Annotated in this window: 14 protein-coding genes; 7 read left to right on the top strand and 7 right to left on the bottom strand. The window is 73.6% G+C overall.

The features are described 5' to 3' along the window. Positions 1 to 23: 23 nt before the first annotated feature. The gene (locus HPT28_RS16270) at positions 24 to 1,022 is read right to left on the bottom strand and encodes a LysR family transcriptional regulator (protein ID WP_219091817.1); all 999 of its coding nucleotides are present in this window, start codon (positions 1,020 to 1,022) and stop codon (positions 24 to 26) included. A 99-nt stretch (positions 1,023 to 1,121) separates the two neighbouring features. On the opposite strand from HPT28_RS16270, the gene HPT28_RS16275 reads away from it, so the two are divergent. From HPT28_RS16275 to HPT28_RS27455, 3 genes are all read left to right on the top strand, one after another. Continuing rightward, on the top strand, positions 1,122 to 2,483 hold the full coding sequence (locus HPT28_RS16275; RefSeq protein WP_219091818.1) for an MFS transporter: 1,362 nt from the start codon (positions 1,122 to 1,124) through the stop codon (positions 2,481 to 2,483). An 88-nt stretch (positions 2,484 to 2,571) separates the two neighbouring features. Next, positions 2,572 to 3,192 (top strand): TetR/AcrR family transcriptional regulator, encoded by a 621-nt coding sequence (locus HPT28_RS16280; RefSeq protein ID WP_219091819.1) that lies wholly within the window; start codon positions 2,572 to 2,574, stop codon positions 3,190 to 3,192. A gap of 318 nt (positions 3,193 to 3,510) precedes the next feature. Beyond that, a complete protein-coding gene (locus HPT28_RS27455) occupies positions 3,511 to 5,928 on the top strand; it encodes a LuxR C-terminal-related transcriptional regulator (protein WP_219091820.1) in 2,418 nt (805 codons plus the stop codon). 315 nt (positions 5,929 to 6,243) lie between these two features. Here HPT28_RS27455 and HPT28_RS16290 read toward each other — a convergent pair whose 3' ends face one another. Both HPT28_RS16290 and HPT28_RS16295 read right to left on the bottom strand, forming a co-directional pair. Continuing rightward, on the bottom strand, positions 6,244 to 7,305 hold the full coding sequence (locus HPT28_RS16290; protein ID WP_219091821.1) for a polyprenyl synthetase family protein: 1,062 nt from the start codon (positions 7,303 to 7,305) through the stop codon (positions 6,244 to 6,246). After that, complete coding sequence (locus HPT28_RS16295; protein WP_374226974.1) at positions 7,302 to 8,258, bottom strand: 4-hydroxy-3-methylbut-2-enyl diphosphate reductase; 957 nt, start codon at positions 8,256 to 8,258, stop codon at positions 7,302 to 7,304. The genes HPT28_RS16290 and HPT28_RS16295 overlap by 4 nt, the downstream gene beginning before the upstream one ends. Before the next feature lie 148 nt (positions 8,259 to 8,406). On the opposite strand from HPT28_RS16295, the gene HPT28_RS16300 reads away from it, so the two are divergent. The 4 genes from HPT28_RS16300 (at position 8,407) to HPT28_RS16315 (ending at position 13,947) form a co-directional block, all read left to right on the top strand. Beyond that, a complete protein-coding gene (locus HPT28_RS16300; protein WP_219091823.1) occupies positions 8,407 to 9,765 on the top strand; it encodes an NAD(P)/FAD-dependent oxidoreductase in 1,359 nt (452 codons plus the stop codon). Between the two features lie 280 nt (positions 9,766 to 10,045). After that, positions 10,046 to 11,686, top strand: coding sequence for an AMP-binding protein (locus tag HPT28_RS16305; RefSeq protein ID WP_219091824.1), 1,641 nt, complete (start codon positions 10,046 to 10,048; stop codon positions 11,684 to 11,686). Between the two features lie 133 nt (positions 11,687 to 11,819). Continuing rightward, positions 11,820 to 12,617 (top strand): hypothetical protein, encoded by a 798-nt coding sequence (locus HPT28_RS16310; RefSeq protein ID WP_219091825.1) that lies wholly within the window; start codon positions 11,820 to 11,822, stop codon positions 12,615 to 12,617. Beyond that, positions 12,610 to 13,947 carry an NAD(P)/FAD-dependent oxidoreductase gene (locus HPT28_RS16315; RefSeq protein WP_219091826.1) on the top strand — a complete coding sequence of 446 codons (1,338 nt, stop codon included), beginning with the start codon at positions 12,610 to 12,612 and terminating at the stop codon, positions 13,945 to 13,947. The genes HPT28_RS16310 and HPT28_RS16315 overlap by 8 nt, the downstream gene beginning before the upstream one ends. A 78-nt stretch (positions 13,948 to 14,025) precedes the next feature. Here HPT28_RS16315 and HPT28_RS16320 read toward each other — a convergent pair whose 3' ends face one another. From HPT28_RS16320 to HPT28_RS16330, 4 genes are all read right to left on the bottom strand, one after another. Next, positions 14,026 to 16,305 (bottom strand): MMPL family transporter, encoded by a 2,280-nt coding sequence (locus HPT28_RS16320; RefSeq protein ID WP_219091827.1) that lies wholly within the window; start codon positions 16,303 to 16,305, stop codon positions 14,026 to 14,028. Positions 16,306 to 16,543: 238 nt separating this feature from the next. Then, positions 16,544 to 17,758 (bottom strand): benzoate/H(+) symporter BenE family transporter, encoded by a 1,215-nt coding sequence (locus HPT28_RS16325; protein ID WP_308119302.1) that lies wholly within the window; start codon positions 17,756 to 17,758, stop codon positions 16,544 to 16,546. Further along, positions 17,755 to 18,702 (bottom strand): UbiA family prenyltransferase, encoded by a 948-nt coding sequence (locus HPT28_RS27035; protein WP_257578734.1) that lies wholly within the window; start codon positions 18,700 to 18,702, stop codon positions 17,755 to 17,757. The genes HPT28_RS16325 and HPT28_RS27035 overlap by 4 nt, the downstream gene beginning before the upstream one ends. Positions 18,703 to 18,769: 67 nt before the next feature. Beyond that, positions 18,770 to 19,594, bottom strand: a complete 825-nt coding sequence (locus HPT28_RS16330; RefSeq protein ID WP_219091829.1) for a class I SAM-dependent methyltransferase — start codon at positions 19,592 to 19,594, stop codon at positions 18,770 to 18,772. Positions 19,595 to 19,683 lie beyond the last annotated feature (89 nt).

A 19,683-nucleotide genomic window follows, 5' to 3' on the forward strand; every position in this document is an offset into this window, starting at 1 on the left:
CGGGCCTCTCCTCGGACGGCGGTTCAGCCGCCGGCCGGGCGCCCGGCCGAACCGCCGTCGGACACCGCGCGCGGCACGGCCGCGTCGGCCTCGGGCAGCCATGCACCCGGCGGTCGCGCCAGCCAGTCGCCGGACGCGGCCAGCTCGGCTCCCACGGCCAGGAGGGCGCTCAGCCCGGGGTGGCGCAGGCCGCGCCGCCAGACCAGCGACACCGGCGACAGCGGCACCGGCTCCGTCAGCGGACGCAGCACCATGCCCGGTATGTCGGCGAAGACCTCGCTGGCCAGCACCGACCACCCGCGGCGCCGTACGACGCGGGTGAACTCGGCGTCCCCCTCGATCCGCGGATACGGCGGCGCGAGGTGGACGCCGCGCCCGGCGAGGAGATGCCGGGCGTAGTCCGTCCACTCAACCGTCTCCGCGTTGCCCGCGCCCGCGTAGAGCGTCTCCCCCGCCAACGCGGCGAGCGGCACGGCGGGGAGGGCGGCGAGCCGGTGGTCCTCGGGCAGCAGGACGGCGACGCGTTCGTAGCGCAGCAGCCGGTGGTCGACGTGGGCGAGCAGCGTCGGGGCGAGCCCGGCCACACGGCCGAAGGACACGTCGACCGTGCCGGCGGCGATCCCGGCGACCGCACCGGCCAGCCCGCTGTGGAACCGGGCCACGAACTCGAGGTCGGGCGCCGCCGCCCGGGCGGCGTCGAGCACCCGCTGCCCGGTACTGGCGGGGGCGGAGACGTCCACCAGCAGCGGCCGGTCGGCCCCGGAGGCCGCCGCCGTCAGGTCCGCGTAGGCGTCCAGGACGCGGCGGGCGTGCGGCAGCAGCGCCGCCCCCTCCGCGGTGAGGGTGACCTGCCGGGTCGTGCGGACGAACAGCGTGACGGACAGCTCCCGTTCCAGCCGCCGGATGTCGCGGCTGAGCGCCTGCTGGGCCACGTACAGCCGGGCGGCGGCCCAGGTGAAGTGCAGCTCTTCGGCGACGACGACGAACGCGCGCAGCAGGCGGGGGTCGGGAGCGGGGGTCACCCGGCCATGGTGCCAGGGAACCGATTGACAACACCAGCGCGTCAATGGCCGCTCACCTGGTGTTGGACGGAGGCGGGCCGCCCGACCGAGGGTTGACGCATGCCCTCCTCGCCGCTTCTGGCCGTCTCCGGCACCACCCTGGTGCACGTCGACACCGCACCCCCTCCGCCCCACTCCCGTTCCCTTCGGCCGGCCCGTGCCCCCCGACCGGTCCGCTCCCCTCGGGTGGCGCGGCCCCGGTCCCGGTTCTCGTCCCGGCTGTGGGCGCCCTACGCCAGGCTGTTCGCCGTCCCCGGCACCCGGGCCTTCACCGCCGGCAGCCTGCTCGCGCGGCTCCCGATGGGCATGTTCACCGTCTCCGCCGTGCTGATGATCGCCATGACCCGGGGCTCCTACGCGCTCGCCGGTGCCGTCACCGCGACCGGGCTCGCCGCCACCGCCGTCCTCGCCCCGCTGACCGCACGCCTCGTCGACCGGTACGGGCAGGCCCGCGTCGCCGTGCCCGCCGTGCTCGTCGCCGTCGCCGCGCAGCTGTCCCTCGTACTGTGCGTCCGCACCGGTGCGCCCGCGTGGACCCTCTTCGCCTGCTACGCCGCCTCGGCCACCACGCCCAACCTCGGCGGCATGGCCCGGACCCGCTGGGCGCACCTCCTCTCCCGGGACGCCGCCGCCCGGCACACCGCCAACTCCTTCGAGCAGGCCGCCGACGAGCTGTGCTTCATGGCGGGCCCGGTGCTGGCCACCTTCCTGTGCGTCTCCCTCGTCCCGTACGCGGGCACGCTGGCCGCGGCGGCCCTCCTGCTGACCGGCACGCTGCTGTTCGCGGCGCAGCGCCGCACCGAACCCCCCGTCGCCGTCCGGCGGGAGGCCACCGCGGGCACGCTGCTCCGGCTCCCCGGCCTCCCGGCGCTGCTCGTCGTCTTCCTGGCCACGGGCGCCGTCTTCGGCGCGATGGAGGTCGTCACGATCGCGTTCGCCGACGCCGAGGGACAGCGCGGCGCCGCCGGGCTCGTCCTCGGCCTCCAGGCGGCGGGCTCCGGTGTCGCCGGGCTGCTGTACGGACTCCTGCGTCCCGCCGCCGACCTCGGCCGCCGCTTCCGGGCGTGCGTCGCGGCCATGGCCTGCCTCATGGCGCTGCCCCTGCTGGCCGCGGCCGGCACCGGGCAGCTCCTCGGGCTCGCCCCCGCCCTCCTGCTGGCCGGGATGGCGACCGCGCCGACCATGGTCACCGGCATGGCGTTCGTCCAGACCGTGGTCCCCGGCGACCGCCTGAACGAGGGCATGACCCTCGCCGTCACCGCACTGCTCGGCGGCCTCGCCTGCGGCGCCGCGGCCGGTGGCTGGACGACGGAACATCTGGGCCCGGTGGCGGGCTTCCTCGCCCCGGCGTCCGCCGCTGCCCTGGCCGCCGTCCTCGCCGCACTCGGCGGTCCGCGGACTCCGCACGGAACGGTCCCCTGACGGCAGGCTTCGGCTATGGTTGTCACGGACGGTGACAGCCCAGCGGGTGGGGCCGGAACGCAGGCCGGTCACTCCAGGAGGACGAGCGGTGACGGACTCGGCACAGACCGGTGGCGTGGCGGCGGCCGAGCACAGCTCGGACCCACGCGCCCAGCGCAGCCGGGCCCTCGCCCTGCGTGCGGCGCGCGAACTGCTGCTGGAGGACGGCTGGTCCGCCGTCACCTACGTCGCCGTCTCCGCCCGCAGCGGCGTGGGCCGCAGCACCCTCTACCGGCACTGGCCGGAGACGTCCATGCTCATCCGGCAGGTCCTGGCCGAGCTGTTCCAGGCCCCGCGCCCCGACCGCACCGGCGAGCTGCGCGGCGATCTGATCGCCGAGCTGGGCTCCATGCGCTACGTCCTGCACGACCCCGGCGGCGAGCGCGCCGTCCGGGTCCTCGTCGAGCGGGCCACGCTGGACCCGGGCTGCGCCGAGATCCTGCGCGCCTGCGGGCGGCAGGGCATGGACGGGCTGCGCGAGGTGCTGGAGGCGGCGCGGGCCGAGGGGCGGCTCGCCTCCTCGCCCGGCACCGAGACGATGGTCGAGTGGCTGATCGGGCCCATGGTCTTCCGCCGCCTCGTCGCCGGCGAGCGTATCCCCGCCGCGTACGTCGCGGAGCTCGTGGACGGCTTCCTCGCGACCTACGGCCGGGACGCCGGGGCGGCCTGAGCGCCTGTCCGGCTCGCGTCCGCAGTCCGCACCGGGCCTCCTCCCGGCTCGCCGGGCCTCCTCCCGGCTCGCGACCGGTTTCGGCCCGGCTTCCACTCGATCTCGGCCCGATTCCCCAAGTCACGTCCGGGCCCCACCGAGGCGTCGCCCCTGCCCACCGGGCCGTTGTCCGATTCCCGCCGACCGCCGTTCGTGCGTGTGGAACGAGCCTTCAGCGATTCACCAGGTCCGCACCGCATGCTCGTCGTATGCCGCTCGCAGCCCACTTGAGGGCTGCTCGAACGCGGACCACACGTTCTCGAGTATCGGGGGAGTCTCGTGAGCCGTCTTTCCGTCCTGCCCACGCTGGATCTCGCAGCCCTGCCCATCCCGTACGACACCCCTCAGGAGGCCGTCCAGGATCACCGCAACCGACTCATCGGCCGGGACGAGGACACCGCAGACCTCCTCCGCGCCCTGCGCGACCCGGCGGTACGGCTGCTGACCGTCACCGGGCCGGCGGGGGTGGGCAAGAGCGCCCTGGTCCGCCGCGCCCTCGCGGCGTGCCCCGCGCCCCTCGGCGAGGAGCTGACGGTGACCGTCGAGCTGGCCTCGTCCAGCCGCCGCGCCGACACCTGGGAACGCGTCGTCACGGCCCTGGGCCGACAACCCGGCAACGGGGCCCCCGGGGACGGCGCGCCGCCCGCCCGGAGGCTGGCCGAGGTCCGTGCCGCGATCGCCGGGCGCCGCGTCCTGGTCGTGCTGGACAACGCCGACCTGGCCGTCCACCACCTCGCCACCGATCTCACGGCGCTCCTGCACGGCAGCCCGGAACTGCGCGTCGTCCTCAGCAGCCGGACGGCCCTGGACGTCACCGCCGAACTCCTCTTCCCCGTCACGCCGCTCACCACCGCGACCGGACGGGACGCCGGGTGCGGCACGGACTCGGCGCGGCTCTTCCTGGAGCGGGTGCGGGCGCACTACCGCAGGAGTGTCCTGGCCGACGCGGACGAGCGCACCATCGACGAGATCTGCGCACTGCTCGACGGCGTCCCGCTCGCCATCGAGGTGACGGCGGGAGCCGTGGGCGCACTCAGCCCCCGCGCCCTGCTGGAGCGGCTCCGGCGCGGGGAACAGCCCCTCGGCAGGCGGCCCCTCGACGTCGCCGCCCGGCACCGCTCGCTCGACGCCTGCCTGTCCTGGGCGGAGCCCGCGCTCGCCCCGCCCGAGCGCACCCTGCTGCGCCGGCTGTCCGTCTGCGAGATGCCGGTGGACGTGCACACCGCCGAACGCCTCGGTGGAATCGGCGCCGCCCAGGCCGCCAACCGGCTGGACACCCTCGTCCACCGAAGCCTGCTGCTGAGCGTGCGCCGTCCGGCCGACGCCGAGCCCGGATTCCGGATGCTGCGCGCCACTCGCGCGCACTACCGGGCCCGGCTTGCCGAGGACCCCGCCGAGGAGCGGGCCACCCGCGCCCTGCACGCCCGTCACATCGGCGAGCGGGCCGAGGCTCTGGGCTCCGCCCTGTGCGAGCCGGGCCTCTCCCGCGCGGACTGGCGGCGTCGGCTGGCGGAGTTCCGCGAGCTGCTGGCCGACATCCGGGCGGCGCTGGAGTGGCTGCGGCTCACGGACCGGCCCGCCGAGGCCGCCCGACTGCTGCTCGCCCTGGCGCCCGCGTGGTCCGCCGAGGGGCTGACGGCCGAGGCCGGCCGGCTGCTGGGCCGGGCCGCCGACGCTCTGGAGACGGAGGAGGCCGAGGCCGCGGACGCGGCCCTGCGGGGCCGGGCCCTGGACACCGCGGCCCGCTGGGCGGCGATGGCCGGGGCGGTGGAGGAGGCCCAGGCGCTGCTGCTGCGCGCGGAGGCCCACCACCGGGCGCACGGCGACCGGGCCGGGCTCGCCCGGGTGGCGCTCCTGCGCGGCGAGGTGTTCCACCGCACGGGCGCCGGCGCCTCGGCCGAACGGCAGGTGGGCTCCGCCATCAGCGAGTTGGAGGTGCTGGGCTGTGCCGCCGACGCCCTCGCCGCCCGTGTCCTGCTCGCCCGGCTGCGCGCCGAACGCGGTGACGGCGAGGCGGAGGAGGTGGTGCGGCGGTCCCTCCCGCACGCCGATCCGGCCCTGCGCGCCCGCGCCCTGACCGCGCAGGCACAGGTCCGGCTCGCCCTGGGGCGGCCCGCTGAGGCGCACCTGGCGGTGCGGGAGGCCCTGCGGCTGCTGACGGCGTACGGCAGCGCCCCGGAGTGCGCCGTCGCCGCGCTGGAGACCGCCGCGGCCGTGTGCGGCCGGCACCCCGACACCGAGTCCGCGCGGGAGGGCGTGCTGGGGGCCGCGCGGGCTCTGCGGGCGGCCTACGGGCTGGGCACCGCCGCCGAGCCGGACCGCGGCGCCGAACCCGGCGAGGACGCCCACGAACCGGGCCGGGCCCGGGACGAGGGCGGTGCCGAGGCGCCCGCGCTCGCCGGAGACGCGGAGTGCCGTGAGCGCGCGCTGCTCGACGCCCTGACGGCGGCCGCCGCCCTGCCCGCGCCCGAACCGGCCGCTCCCGAGGCGCCCGTCGCCCGGTTGAAGGGGCTCACCCCACGGCAGCAGCAGATCGCGGATCTGGTGGCCGAGGGCATGACCAACCGCCAGATGGCCAGAGAACTGGGCTTGTCGGAGTGGACGGTGGTCAACCACCTGCGTCAGGTGATGAGCAAGCTGAACTGCCCCTCCCGGGTGCACGTCGCCCGGCTGGTGCAGCAGCGCGACATCGGCTGAGCCGCGCGGTTCCCCGCACCCTGCGACGCGCAGGCACCGGGCGCCCCTGCCCAGGCGGCGCCCGGTGCCGAGGGCTGCGCTTGCCGGCCCTGCGCTTCAGCGCAGACCTCCCCAGCGCGCACAGCGCGGGGCTGGCCCCCGGAGGGGCCAGGGGTGTTTCGAACGTCCCGTCTGGCTGGCAACGCCTGGCACGCACTCCCCCAGCTCACGCTGGGAGGTGCCCCCAGCGCTTTCCTCCCTCCGCCTTGCGATCACACGCACCAGACGCCCCCAGCCCCGCCCTCCGGGCGGACGACGCTGGTTTCGGAGCACTCCCTAGAAGTCGCGGTAGGCGGCCGCCTGGGCCATGGCCCGCAGCTCCTCGGCCCAGGGCGCGGGCAGCGCCGCCCCCACGGCCTCGGCCGCCGCCTTCACCCGCTCGTCGATGATCTCCTCGACCCGGCCGCGGATGCCGACGCGGGTCAGCAGGGCGTGCAGGACGTCCGGGTCCGTCCCCGGCAGGTCGTCACCCACCAGCTCCCGCACCTCCGGCTCGTCCTCCAGCGCGAAGGACATCAGCAGCGTCATCTTGTGCTGCTTGAAGTCCAGCCGGGCGGGCTTGCCGGTGTCCTGGGTGCTGCCGAAGGCGTCCAGCAGGTCGTCCCGGAGCTGGAACGCCTCGCCGAGCGCGAGCCCGTACTCCTCGTAGGCGGGCAGCAGCTCGGTGTTCCGCGCCAGTGCGGCGCCCATCGACAGCGGCCGGTAGACGGTGTAACGGCCCGACTTGAACAGCGCGATCCAGCGGGCCAGCTTCACGTCGGGCTGGAACCGGGCGGCGGCCCGGACGTCGAGGAACTGGCCGATCATCAGCTCCGTGCACAGCTCGCCCCAGACGCGGCGGGCGACGGGCGTGGCCCCGGCCAGGAGCCGCTCGGCGTACACGAGCGCCAGATCGCCGGCGAGCAGGGCGACGCTCTCGCCGTAGCGTGCCGCGTCGCCGGACCAGCCGCGCTCGCGATGCAGCAGGGCGTGGTGCACATGCGCCGTCGGGCGGCCCCGGCGCAGCTCCGAGGCGTCCATGACGTCGTCGTGCAGCAGGGCGAAGGAGTGCAGCAGCTCCAGTGCCGCGGCCATGTCGACGGCCTCGGGCGCCTCCGGGTCCCCGCCGGCCGCCAGATATCCGGCGAGGCAGAACGCGGGCCGCAGCCGCTTGCCGCCGCTGCCGGTGATCTCCGCGACGCAGTCGATCAGCTCGACGGCGTCCGGGTTGAGCGTCCGCCATGCGCTGCGCTCGGCGGCCAGGAAGCCGCTGAGCCGCTCCTCGACACGGGCCAGCAGGGCCTGGCGCTGCTCCCGGGGCGCGCCGGTGGCGAGCTCATGCGGGGCTACGGTGGTCACGAAAGCCTCCCGGGCATCGCGAAGAACATGTCCTCGGTGGTGTGGGTCAGGGTCTCGGTGTCGCCGTAGCCGAGTTCCTCCAGGCGTTCGACGAGCTGCCGCACGAGGATTTCCGGAGCGCTCGCACCGGAGGTGACGCCGACCTTCGACGCCCCCTCCAGCCAGGACTCCTGAAGCCTGGTGACGTCGTTGCACAGCCAGGACCGCGCGCCGTGCTGCCGCGCGACCTCCACCATGCGCACGGAGTTGCTGGAGTTGTCGGAACCGACCACCAACACCACGTCGCACGTGGCGGCCAGCTCCTTGACGGCGTTCTGCCGGTTGGTGCTGGCGTAGCAGATGTCGGCCGTGTGCGGGCCGCGGATGTGCGGGAACCGGCGGACGAGCTCCTCGATGATCTCGCTCGTCTCGTCCACCGAGAGGGTCGTCTGGGTCAGATAGGAGAGGCTGTCGCCCTCGGGAACGGACAGCTCCCGGGCGTCCTGGAGGGTCTCCACGATGATCGTGTTCTCCGGCGCCTCGCCGAACGTGCCCTCCACCTCCTCGTGTTCCTTGTGGCCCACCAGGAGGATGGTGTGGCCGGCGCCCGCGAACCTCTTGGCCTCCTGGTGCACCTTGGACACCAGCGGGCAGGTCGCGTCGATGACGTCCAGGGACCGCGTCTGCGCATTGTTCCGCACCTCGGGTGACACCCCGTGCGCCGAGAAAATGCAGACGGACCCCTCCGGGACCTCCTCCTCGGAATCCACGAAAATCGCGCCACGCTTTTCGAGCTGGCTCACCACATGCTGGTTGTGGACGATCTGCTTTCGTACGTAGACCGGCTCCCCGTGGATTTCGAGTGCCCGCTCGACCATGCCGATGGCTCGCTCGACACCGGCGCAGAAACCCCGGGGTTCGGCCATGACGAGGCGCTTGCGGACGGAAGTCGAAGTCGTGGTCGACGAATTCACTGGACCTCCAAAGCTTCGTGCTCCCAACTTCGCCAACGAGAGCGCCGAAAAGCCATGACAATCCGCTGGCAGTTATCTGTCATGGGAGGTGTTGGCAGTCGCCGGTAGCGTGACGCCGCGGTAATCCATGTCTGAGGGAGGCCGGTTCATGGTGGGAGGCGGCTCCGCCGTCAACGGCGGACACGCGGTCGTCCTGGGCGGCAGCCTGGCCGGGATGTGCGCGGCGGCGGCCCTGGCCCGGCACGTCGGCCGGGTCTCGCTGGTGGAGCGGGACGCCCTCCCCGAGGGCCCGCACTGGCGCCGGGGCGTGCCGCAGTCCCGGCACACGCACAACATCCTGCGCGGCGGGCAGAACGCGCTGGAGGAGCTGTTCCCCGGGCTGCGGGCGCGGTTGCTGGACGCCGGCATGGCCGAGGTGCGCTGGCCCGACGAGGTGCGGCTGCTGCTGCCCACCGGCTGGCTGTGCGCGTACCCGAGCGACTACACCATCGTCTGCGGCACCCGCCCCCTGCTCGACTGGCTGCTCCAGTGCCGCGTCCGGGAGCTGTCGAGGGTGCGGGTCCTGGAGCGCACCACGGTCCTCGGGCTGACGGGCGACGCGGCGGCGGTCCGCGGTGTCCGGGCGCAGACGCGGGACGCCTCGGGTGTCGCGGGCGAGCCGTTCACCCTGGACGCCGACTTCGTCGTGGACGCCACCGGCCGCACCTCGCGGACGCCCTCCTGGCTGGCCGGGCTGGGCCTTCCGGCGCCCGCCGAGACGGTGGTGAACGCGGGCACCGCGTACGCGACGGCCCTGTTCAAGCGTCCGGCGGAACCGACGGCGCCGTGGAAGTCCCTGATCGTGCAGGCCACACCGCAGGCACCGCACTCGGCGATCCTGCACCCGGTCGAGGACGACCGTTGGGTGGTGTCCGTCGCCGCCATGGGCGGGGAGCGCCCGCCCACCGACCACGCCGGGTTCCTGGAGTTCACGCGGAACCTGCGCACGCCGCTGCTGTACGAGACGATCCGGGACGCCCCCCTCGTCGGGGAGATCCACGGCTCGGGGCGCACGGAGAACCGCCGTCGGCGCTACGAGCGGCTCTCCCGCTGGCCGGACCGCTTCCTGGTGCTCGGCGACGCCGCGGGCTGCCTCAACCCCTCCTACGGGCAGGGGGTGTCCGTGGCGGCGCTCTGCGCCCTCGACCTGGCGCGGGCGGTGGAGGCGGCGGCCCGGGGCGGGGCCGATCCGCTCACCGGGATCGCCTCCGGGCTGCGCAGGCGCGTGGCCCGCCGTATCGACGCGGCCTGGACGGTGTCGGCGAACACCGATCTCGTCTACCCGTGGACGGAGGGCGAGCCGGACCTCGCGGCCCGGCTCGGCGGGGCGTACGTCAACCGTCTGCTGAGGACGGCCACCACCAGCCCCGCCGTGGCCCAGGCCATGACCCGGGTCAGCCAGCTCGACACCCCGGCCGGCGTCCTGTTCTCGCCGCGTGTGCTCCTCGGTGCCCTGACCGGCCGCTGACGAGGGCGGCAGGGCCCGGGGAGGCTGATTCTTGCTACCCGGTGGCGGAGTGTTTGCCATGCCTTCTGCTATGGCGATTCCCGCAGGTCAGTACGTACTTTGAGGCTGCATCACCCCGGATCGGCACCGGGTGGCCGACGTCCGCGTCGCACACCGTGCGCCGGCCGCTGAGCCCGGCGCCGAGCCAGCCCGATCACGGCAGACGTCCCAGTGGCCCGCGCCGCGTCATCGCCCGCGCGCGACGCCCCTCGCTGCCCCGACCCACGCCGGGAGTGCCGGAATGCCTTTTCGCAAACATCCACTGAACATCGGCCAGCTCTTCGACTGGCACACCACGCTGCGCCGCCAGACGGTCATGTACCTCGACCGCCCCTTCGACCTCGCCCCCGAGGCGGGCGTGCGGCACGGCGCCGAGGAGCTGGCCCGGCTCGTGCGGGACTTCTCCGCCCGGCTGTACGCCGCCGGCGCCCGCCCGGGCGACCGCGTGGCCGTCGTCAAGGACAACCACTACGACGTCTTCCTGTGCTCGGCCGCCGCGGCGAGGATCGGGGCCGTGCCCGCCCAGCTGGCGGGGCAGAACTCCCCCGAGGCGCACCGCGTCATGCTGGAGCGGCTGGACCCGAAGGTGCTCGTCACCACGCCCGACGTCCTGGCGCAGGCCGCCGCCGCCGGGGTCAAGCTGGTCGAGCCGCGGGTGCGGGTCCTGCTGCTGGGCGAGCGGGACGCTGTCGAGGAGGTCCCGGAGAACACCGTCACGTTGGCGGAGCTGGCGGGTGCGGAGCGGGCGCCGGAGTCCTACCGGTCGCCGGAGCAGCCGCAGCTCATCATGCACAGCTCGGGTACGACGGGCGTGCCCAAGCTGGTGGTCCACTCCGGTGAGACGCTGCTGGGCGGGGTCGCCGCGATGGAACAGATCCCCTTCCCGGTGGTCGCGAGCAAGCACAACGACGTCGTCGGCATCTCGGTCTCCTTCGCCCACGGCCGGATCGCCTCCTGGACGATGGGCCAGTTCGCGCTCGCCCCGCGCCGGCTGGTCATGATCTCCCGGCACGAGCTGGACGTGGCCGCACGGATGATCGGCGAGCACCGGCCGACGACGCTGGAGGCGTGCCCGAACATCTTCCAGTACTGGGAGGAGCTGGCCGACGAGAAGCCCGACCTGTTCCGCCAGGTCCGGCTGTACGCGGGCACGTTCGACGCGATCCACGAGCGCACCGTCCGCACCTTCCTGCGCGCCTCCGGCCGCCGCTTCCCGGTGTGGGGGCAGAGCTGGGGGCAGAGCGAGGTGGGCCCCATGTGCATCGCGGTCTTCACCCGGGGGCGGCTGAGCAAGGGCGGGAAGAAGGGCGGCGGCCCGGAGAAGGCCGTCACCAACAGCATCGGCTGGACGGTGCCGGGCCTGGCGAAGGTCAAGGTGGTGGACCCGGAGACGGGCCGTACGATGCCGCGCGGCAAGCCCGGCATCATGATGGTCGCCTCCAAGGGCCGCTGCCTCGACTACCTGGGCGAGTCCGACCGCCACGCCGAGAAGGTGCGGGGCAGGTGGTGGAACACCGGGGACATCGGTGAGCTGGGCCGCTTCGGCGAACTGCGCCTGGTGGACCGCGAGGTGGACATCATCCCCGGTATGAGCGGCGTCGAGCTGGAGACGCTGCTGCTCGACCGGCTGCCCCGGGCCTCCGACGTGACGGTGCTGGGCGTGCCGGACGGCCCGCCCGTCCCGGTGCTGTCCATGCGGGACGACACGCTCGACCCGCAGGAGTGGCGCGAGGCCACCGTCGGCCTGCCGGAGCTGGCCGAGCCCCACCTCGTCCCCTGGCACGAGGTGCCGCGCACGGCGACCTGGAAGGTCCGCCGGCTGGAGCTGCGCGAACGGGTGCTGGGCGCCCGGCACGGCGTGGGCACCGGGCGCTGGACCTGAGCCGCGCCGCCCGCCCGCCGCTTCACCCGCCCCGCGCCCGACGGCTTCCCGGAGCACAACCGGACGACGAACCCACCCAGGGAAACGCTTCCCCCACCGGCCGCCGCCGGTGGCTCCCTCGAAAGAAGGTCTGATGGACGGCCCCACCCTCGTTCCCCTGCCGGACGATCCGCCGGTCACGCTCGACCCGGTCGACCCGGCGGGCTGGATCTACTGGCCGCTGCTCATGGTCCAGGGCGCCTGCTGGATCTACACCTATGTGTGCGTGATCCAGCGGAGCCTGGTCGACAAGTACCTCGCCATGCCCCTGTTCGCGCTCGGGCTCAACCTGAGCTGGGAGCTGGTGTACGGCTTCGTGCTCCCCATCCCGCCCGAGCAGAAGCCGATCAACATCATCTGGGCGGGGGTCAACTGCTTCATCCTGTGGATGGCCTACCGCTTCGGGGAGAAGGACTTCCCCGGGCTGAGCCGCCGCGCGTTCCGCTGGATGCTGTTCGGCTCGATCCTCTACTTCGGCGTCTTCCACTTCACGCTGGGCTGGGAGCTGGGCGACGAGCACGGCATCTACGGCGCCATCGGCATCAACGTCTACATGAGCTACGCCTTCATCGCGACGCTGCGCCGCCGGGGCAGCTCGGCCGGGCAGTCGCTGCACATCGCCATGGCCAAGATGATCGGCACCTTCGCGGTGACGCTCATGTTCTACGCGATGTTCCCCGACCGCTGGCTCCTCACGCTGGCGGGCTTCACCATCCTCGGCATCGACCTCGTCTACACGGTCCTGCTGCACCGGCAGATCACCAGCGAGGGGCAGTCGCCGTGGGCCTTCAACCGGCCGCCGGTGGCCGGTCCGGCCGAGTCCCGGCAACGGTCCGGCGGCCCGCGCGCCGCCGGGGAGGACGCGGAGAAGGAGGCCGTGGCGCATGGCTGATCTCGACGTCGCGGTGGTCGGAGCCGGGATCTCCGGGCTGGTCACCGCCTGGCGGCTGGCCGAACAGGGTCACCGCGTGGAGGTGTTCGAGTCCGAACCGCACCTCGGCGGCCGGATGTACTCGCGCCGGGTCGACGGCTACACGGTGGACCACGGAGCCGAGACGCTCGCCCCGTTCGGCTACCCGGCCACCTGGGAGCTGATCCGGGAGCTGGGGCTTGACCGGTCCGGGCAGGTTTCCCGCATCCGACAGCCCGTCGCCCTGTGGCGGGACGGGAAGGCGCATCCGTGGCTGGGGCATCCGCTCTCGACCCTGACCGGCGCGGGGCTGTCCGCCCGCGGCCGGCTGCAGTCGGCCAGGCTGCTGGGCTCGGCGATGCTGAAGTCCCGCTCGATCGACCAGGACGCGCCCGAGAGCTCCCCCTACGGGCTCCGCACGCTCACCGAGGTCGGCGAGGAGTACGGCCCCGAGGCGATGAACCGGGTACTGGCCCCGATGGCGGCCTCCGCGTTCGGCTGGCTGCCGGAGCGCTCGGCCGCGGCGCCGCTGATCGCCATCGTCCTGGCCACGAAGGGGGTGTGGCGCTGGCGCACCTACCGGGACGGGCAGGACACCATGGCCCGCGCTCTGGGCGACCGGCTGACGGTCCACCTCTCGAAGCGGGTCACCGAGGTCAAGCGGGAAGGGGCGAGGGAGGCCCGGCTGCGCTTCGAAGACGGCTCCGACGTCTCGGCCCGGGCGGCCGTCCTCACGATGCCCTCCCCGCAGATCCCGGCGCTCCACCCGGAGGTGCCCGAGGAGGAGCGGGAGTTCCTGGAGGCCTCGACGTTCACCCGGGTGATGCGCGTGGCGCTGCTGCTCGACCGCCCGCTGGAGCCGCGCCGGGGCCGGTTCGGCCCGCGGCTGTACGCGGCGCTGATGGCGGAGGGCGCGAGCCCGCTGCTCGCGGGCTGCACCGTCGAGCACAACAAGTGCGGGGCCCGGGTGCCGCGAGGGGCCGGGATGGTGTCGCTGCTCATCTCCCCGCGCCGGGTGCCGGAGTTCGACGAGAAGCCGGACGCCGAGGTCGCCGATGCGGTGATCGCGGAGGGCGGGAAGCTCATCGACGGGCTGCGCTCGGCCGTCGTCGGGTATGACGTGATCCGCTGGCGCCACGCGCTGCCGGAGGCGCCGCCCAAGGCCCTCGCTCTGCGTCGGCGGTTCCTCGACCGCCCCGCCCAGCCGGTGGAGTACGCCGGCGACTGGCTGTATCTGCGGCCCAGCAGCGAGGCCGCCATCGGGTCGGCACGGCTCGCCGTGCCCCGGGTGCGGGCCTGGCTGGACGGCTGAGCCGTACGGCACGCGGCGGCGGTGCACCCCGGGCCACCAGGCCTGGGGTGCACCGCACCTGCGGACGGGACCCGGGGGTCAGACCCGTCCTGCGGGACGCGGCTCGGCGGCGTGGTCAGTGCCGTCCTCCCCGCGTTGGCTTCGCTCCGCGTCCCCGCCCGCCGGCCGGGACGGGGCCTCGGAGATTCCGAACCGGGCGTGCAGGGCGCGCATCCAGCCCGGTGCCCACCAGTTGGCCCGGCCCATCAGCCGCATGAACGCGGGCAGCAGCCCGCCGCGGATGAGGGTCGCGTCCATCAGGATCGCCAGCGGCAGCCCGACCCCGATGGCCTTCATGTAGCTGATCCCCGAGGTGATCAGGACGACGAAGACCAGGGAGAGGACGACGGCGGCGTAGGTGATCACGCGGCCGACCCGCTCCAGGCCGGCGGCCACGGAGAGTTCGTTGTCTCCCGTGCGGTCGTACTCCTCCTTGATGCGGGAGATCATGAAGATCTCGTAGTCCATCGACAGGCCGAAGGCGATGGCGCAGATCAGGATGGGCACGGTCCAGTTGAGTGCGCCGGTGACGACGAAGTCCCCCACGAGCCACTGCAGGCGGCCCTCCTGGAAGACGAACACCAGGGCACCGAAGGTGGCGCTGAGGCTGAGCAGGCTCAGCAGGATGGCCTTGACGGGCATCAGGACGCTGCCGGTGAGGAGGAACAGCAGGATGAACGTGCCCAGGACCAGGATGCTCAGAGCGAGCGGCAGCCGGTCGCCGACGATGTCGAAGGTGTCGACGGACACGGCGGGCGTTCCGGCCGTCTGGACGTCGAAGGGGGCCTCGACGCCGCGCACGTCGCGGACGAGTTCGGCGCCCTCGTCGGAGAGGCCGTCCACCGCGGGCACGACCGACAGGTAGGTGGCGTCGTCGGTGGCGAACGCGCGGGAGAGGTCCGTCGGCGGGGCGACCTGGGCGCCGTCGGCGTAGGAGCCGGTCAGCGCGTCCACCCGGGCGACGTCCGGCAGTGCGGACAGCCTGGCGGCGTAGCCGTCGATGTCCTCGGTGTGCCCGGCCGGGTCTCCGATGCCGTCGGCCACGACCTGCATGGCCTGGTGCTCGCGGTTGTCGAAGTTGTCCGCGACGGCCTTGGAGACCTCGTAGGACTGCGCGGAGGTGGGCAGCACCTGCTCGTCCGGCAGCCGGAGGTTCATGTTGGCGACGGGCGCGGCGAGGATACCGAGGAGGACGAGCACGCCGAGCAGCACCGGCACCGGGCGGCGCATCACCGTGATGGCCAGGCGGTGCCAGAAGCCCTCCTCGGGGCGTACCTCGGGGCGCTCCTTGCGCCGCACCAGCCGGAACCTGTCGATGCGGGGCCCGGCCCAGGCGAGCAGCGCCGGCACGATGACCAGCGTCGCCACTCCGGCGGCCAGGGCGGTGGCGGTGCCGGCGAGGGCCACCGACTGGAACATCGCGAAGGGCATCACCAGCAGGGAGAGGAAGGCGACGGCGAGGGTGACGGCGGAGAACAGGATGGTGCGCCCCACCGTCGTCGTCGTGGACCGGATGGCGTCCGGGATGGACGCGCCGGTCCTCAGCTCCTCGCGGTAGCGGGTGATGAAGAGCAGGCTGTAGTCGATCGCGAGGCCGAGCCCGAGGAACACCGTGATGTTCAGCAGGAAGTTGTTCGCCTCGAAGAGGAAGGTGATGCCGAACATGATGCCGAGGACGACGAGGAGCGTCGCGAACGCGACCGCCAGCGGCAGTGTCGCGGCGACGAGCGAGCCGAAGATCACCACCAGGGCGACGAGCACCACCGGGAAGACCAGTGACTCGGCCTTCGCGGAGTCCTCGGAGGCCTGCTTGGTGTTCTCGTACAGCATCAGGCCGGCGCCGCCGAGCTTGACCTGGAGGCCCTCGACCGTTCCGGTGTACTCCTCCTTGAGCTCCTCCGACCTGTCGTAGACGTCGTCGAAGTCACCGAGGATGTTTCCGCTGATCAGGGCCTGCTTGCCGTCCTCGCCGCGGAGAGCCGGGGAACCGCCCGTCGACCAGTAGGAGACCACGTTGGCCAGGGTGTCGTCCCGCTGGAGCCGTTCCGTCAGGGCCAGGCCCTTGCGCTCGACCTCCGGGTCGTCGATGCCCTCGGGGGCCGTGACCAGGATCGTCAGGTTCGGCCTGCCCTGCTCGAACTCCTCGTCCAGGATCTCCTGGGCGGCGGCCGACTCGGTGTCGGGGCTCTCGTAGCCACCCATCGTGAGCCGGCCGGACACCCCGGCGGACAGCCCGCCCAGGCAGAACACGACCACGAGGGTCCACAGCAGGACCTTCCTGGGCCGCGCGAGGATCGTTGTCGCCAGCCTGTCGAGCATGTTCGTGCCCTCACTCCTGTTCCGTGGGCCTGGTCTCCGGCCTGTCGGCGGGCTTCCCGCGGGCCGCCCGCGACCCGTTCGGCGGCTTGCCACCAGCGCCTCGCAGGTGACGTGCCAACCCGGGCGGTCCCGGCGGGCGGGACAGCCGACGGGCACGGTGAAACACGGCCGCACGGGCGCCACTTGGGACGCACGGTGGGCCGCACACCCTCCGGACAGCAGTCTGCCCGCCGCGCACTTATGGTGCAAGTTGTTTCATAGATTCGGCGGGTCGCCGCCGTGCCCGCAGCACCAGATGCACCCCGACGCCGACCAGCAGGCCCCAGAAGGCGGAGCCGACGCCCAGCAGCTCGACGCCGGACGCCGTCACCAGGAAGGCCGGCAGGGCGCTGTCGCGGTACTCCTCCGCGCTCGTCGCACCCGCCAGCGCGCCGCCCAGAGCGCCCAGCAGCGCGATACCGGCCGTGGCCGCCACCAGGGCCTCCGGCAGCGCCCGGAACACCGCGACCAGCGTCGTCCCGAAGACGCCGACGAGCAGGTAGAAGACGCCGGAGGCCACCCCGGCGCCGTAGCGCTTGGCCGGATCCCGGTGGGCGTCCGGGCCGGTGCAGATCGCGGCCGTGATGGCGGCGAGGTTGATCGCGTGCGCCCCCACCGGGGCGAGCAGCGCGGAGGCCAGCCCGGTGCTGCCGACCAGCCGGTCAGCGTCGGCCCGGTAGCCGGCGGCGCGCAGCGTCGCCACCCCCGGGGCGTTCTGCGAGGCCATGGTGACCAGGAACAGCGGGATCGCGAGGCCCACCGCGGCGGAGACCGAGAACTGCGGCGCCGTCAGCACGGGCGTCGCGAGCTCCAGCCGCACGCCGGTGAAGCGGGTGTCCCCGGAGAGGACGGTGGCGACGACCCCGGCGAGCAGGGCCAGCGCCGTGGCCCAGCGGGCCGCCCAGCGCCGTGCCAGCACGTAGACGGCGAACATGACCGCGACCAGCCACCAGGCGGACTCGGCCGCCCGGAAGAGGTCCATGCCGAAGCCGACGAGGATTCCGGCCAGCATGGCGGAGGCCAGGGGCTGGGGCAGCAGCCGCATCAGCGTGCCGAACAGTCCCGTCACGCCCACGAGCACGGTGAGCGCCGCGGCGATCAGATAGGCGCCGACCGCCTCGGCGAACGTGTACGAGGTGAGCGCCGGGACCAGCAGCGCCGCCCCCGGCGTCGACCAGGCGGTGATCACCGGCACCCGGTAGGCGAGGCTCAGCACGACGCACGTCAGCCCGCTGCCGACGGACAGCGCCCAGACCCAGGACTCCACCCGTGACGCCGACAGGCCACCGGCTTCCGCCGCCTGGAAGACCACCGCCATCGGGCCCGCGTAGGAGACGAGGACGACGATCAGCCCGGCGACTCCCGTCGAGACCGAGAAGGCCCCGCCTCCCCGGGGCTCGCGCTCGGGGCTCACAGGTACACGGCGAGGGGGTTCGCGACGAGCAGGAGCAGCACGCCCAGCCGGTGGATCTTTATCCCCAGGATGCGGGCGACCAGCACGTTGCGCTCGCCCAGCCCGGCCCGGGCCTGCCGGGCGCGCAGCGCGAACACCGGGAGCAGCACCAGCGCGAACCACGCGGGCACCGCGCCCAGCAGCACGGCCGCGACCACCGCCGCCGGCTCGGCGAAGGCCACCGCGGCCACGATCACGCGGTAGCGGCCCGCCGGGTTCATCGTCGCCAGGTTCCGTCGGCCCGCCACACGGTCGCCCTCGACGTCGTTCATGTTCGAGTACAGCGACACCTGGAGGCTCCACAGCCCGAAGAGCACCGACTCCAGCACGATCAGCCCGGTGGGCGCCCCGGTCAGCAGGACGTACGGCATCAGCACGACGGATCCGGTGGACGCGAAGAGCAGCAGCTCCTGCCCACCGTTGTAGCTGATCTTGAGCCCGTAGGAGTACTGCACCGCCGACACCGCGACGACCGCCAGCAGCACCAGCACCCACGCCGGCCGGTGCGGGGCCACGACCGCCGTCAGCGTCCAGAACACCGCTCCCCACAGGGCCGCCAGCCAGCCGAAGCGCTCGGCCTGCTCGACGGATATCACCCCGGCCAGCAGCGGCTTGCGGGACAGGTCGCGCAACTCGCCCGTCTCCGGCGTGTAGTTGCGCGCGTCGCTGCCGTCCCGCACCCCCGTGACATCGTCGAAGGTCACCGTGGCCGCCACGACGCCGACCTGGCCGACCACGAAGAGCGCCAGCGTGAGCCAGGTGACCGGCTCGCCCCACGACTCCGTGGGCAGCGTCAGCGCGACGATCAGCACGCACAGGTAGTAGTCGTAGAAGGAGAGCTTGCCGAGCTTGGCGTAGGCCCTCAACCGGTCGCCGACGGTGGGCGAAGCCGTGTCCAGCGCCATGGGGATGACCGCCTCTCAGTGGGAATCGGGACCGTGGGTCAGCGGACCCGTGGGTCAGCGGACCGTGTCAGCGGGGCTTGCGTCCGAAGGTGGATATGAGCACCTGGCTCAGCCAGCGGTGGGCCGGGTCCGCCATCTCGCGCAGCGCCTCGTCGATCCGGGCGTCGTCCAGCAGCCCCTCGGCCGTGATGCGCGGGCGCATGAACTCCAGCCACAGCATGTAGTGCCGGGCCTGGTCGGAGCCGCCCCGGACCATGACCGTCCGGCCCTCGGCCGTGACGTCCTCCAGCCCGGACTCCAGCGCCATCTGCAGGTCGAAGTGGCCCCCGCGGGGTTCGTGCCCCGAGCGGCGCATCAGGCCGTAGCCCGCGGCACGGACGTCCTGGAGGAAGTCCTCGGAGACGGCGCTGCGGAAGAGCGGGAGCGAGTCGGTGTCCTCCAGGAACAGCCAGCCGCCCGGCCTGAGCGCCTTGACCATGCTCGCGACGGCCGCCGGGCGGTCCTCCAGGTGCTGGACGACCATGCGCGAGTGCACCAGGTCGAAGCTCTCGGCGGGAAGCTCGTCCGTCCGCAGGTCGAGCCGGGCGACCTCGACGTTCGGCCGCTCGATCCAGCCCAGCCGCTCCGTCTCCAGGTCCACGGCCATGACGCGGCCGGTGGCCCCGACCCGCTCGCCGAGCCAGTGCGCCACGGAACCGGAACCGGCCCCGATCTCCAGCGCGGACCAGCCCTCGCCGACACCGAGCCGCTCCAGCCGCTCGATCGTGCCCGCGTCCCACAGCGCCTCGTTGGTGCGCAGCCGCTCCGTCTCCTGGTCCCACGTGGGATCGAAGACGTAGTCCACGCCCGACTGTGGCGCGGCGGCCTCCGTGACGTTCTCGGCGACGGTCATCGAACAACCCCCTTGGTAGCGGTCCTTCAGGCTAGGGAGTGGCCGAAGCGACCTGCCATGGCAATTCAGTGCGTGCCCGCCGGCGCCTG

This window comes from Streptomyces sp. JJ38 (genome assembly GCF_019303475.1).
Taxonomy (GTDB): Bacteria; Actinomycetota; Actinomycetes; order Streptomycetales; family Streptomycetaceae; genus Streptomyces.

What these genes read in the sequence shown, in the direction of transcription:
- HPT28_RS16300 (WP_219091823.1), top strand. Translation starts at nt 8,407, where the DNA reads ATGGTGGGAGGCGGCTCCGCCGTCAACGGCGGACACGCGGTCGTCCTG.
- HPT28_RS16330 (WP_219091829.1), bottom strand. Translation starts at nt 19,594, where the DNA reads ATGACCGTCGCCGAGAACGTCACGGAGGCCGCCGCGCCACAGTCGGGC.
- HPT28_RS16310 (WP_219091825.1), top strand. Translation starts at nt 11,820, where the DNA reads ATGGACGGCCCCACCCTCGTTCCCCTGCCGGACGATCCGCCGGTCACG.
- HPT28_RS16275 (WP_219091818.1), top strand. Translation starts at nt 1,122, where the DNA reads ATGCCCTCCTCGCCGCTTCTGGCCGTCTCCGGCACCACCCTGGTGCAC.
- HPT28_RS16320 (WP_219091827.1), bottom strand. Translation starts at nt 16,305, where the DNA reads ATGCTCGACAGGCTGGCGACAACGATCCTCGCGCGGCCCAGGAAGGTC.
- HPT28_RS16315 (WP_219091826.1), top strand. Translation starts at nt 12,610, where the DNA reads ATGGCTGATCTCGACGTCGCGGTGGTCGGAGCCGGGATCTCCGGGCTG.
- HPT28_RS27035 (WP_257578734.1), bottom strand. Translation starts at nt 18,702, where the DNA reads ATGGCGCTGGACACGGCTTCGCCCACCGTCGGCGACCGGTTGAGGGCC.
- HPT28_RS16305 (WP_219091824.1), top strand. Translation starts at nt 10,046, where the DNA reads ATGCCTTTTCGCAAACATCCACTGAACATCGGCCAGCTCTTCGACTGG.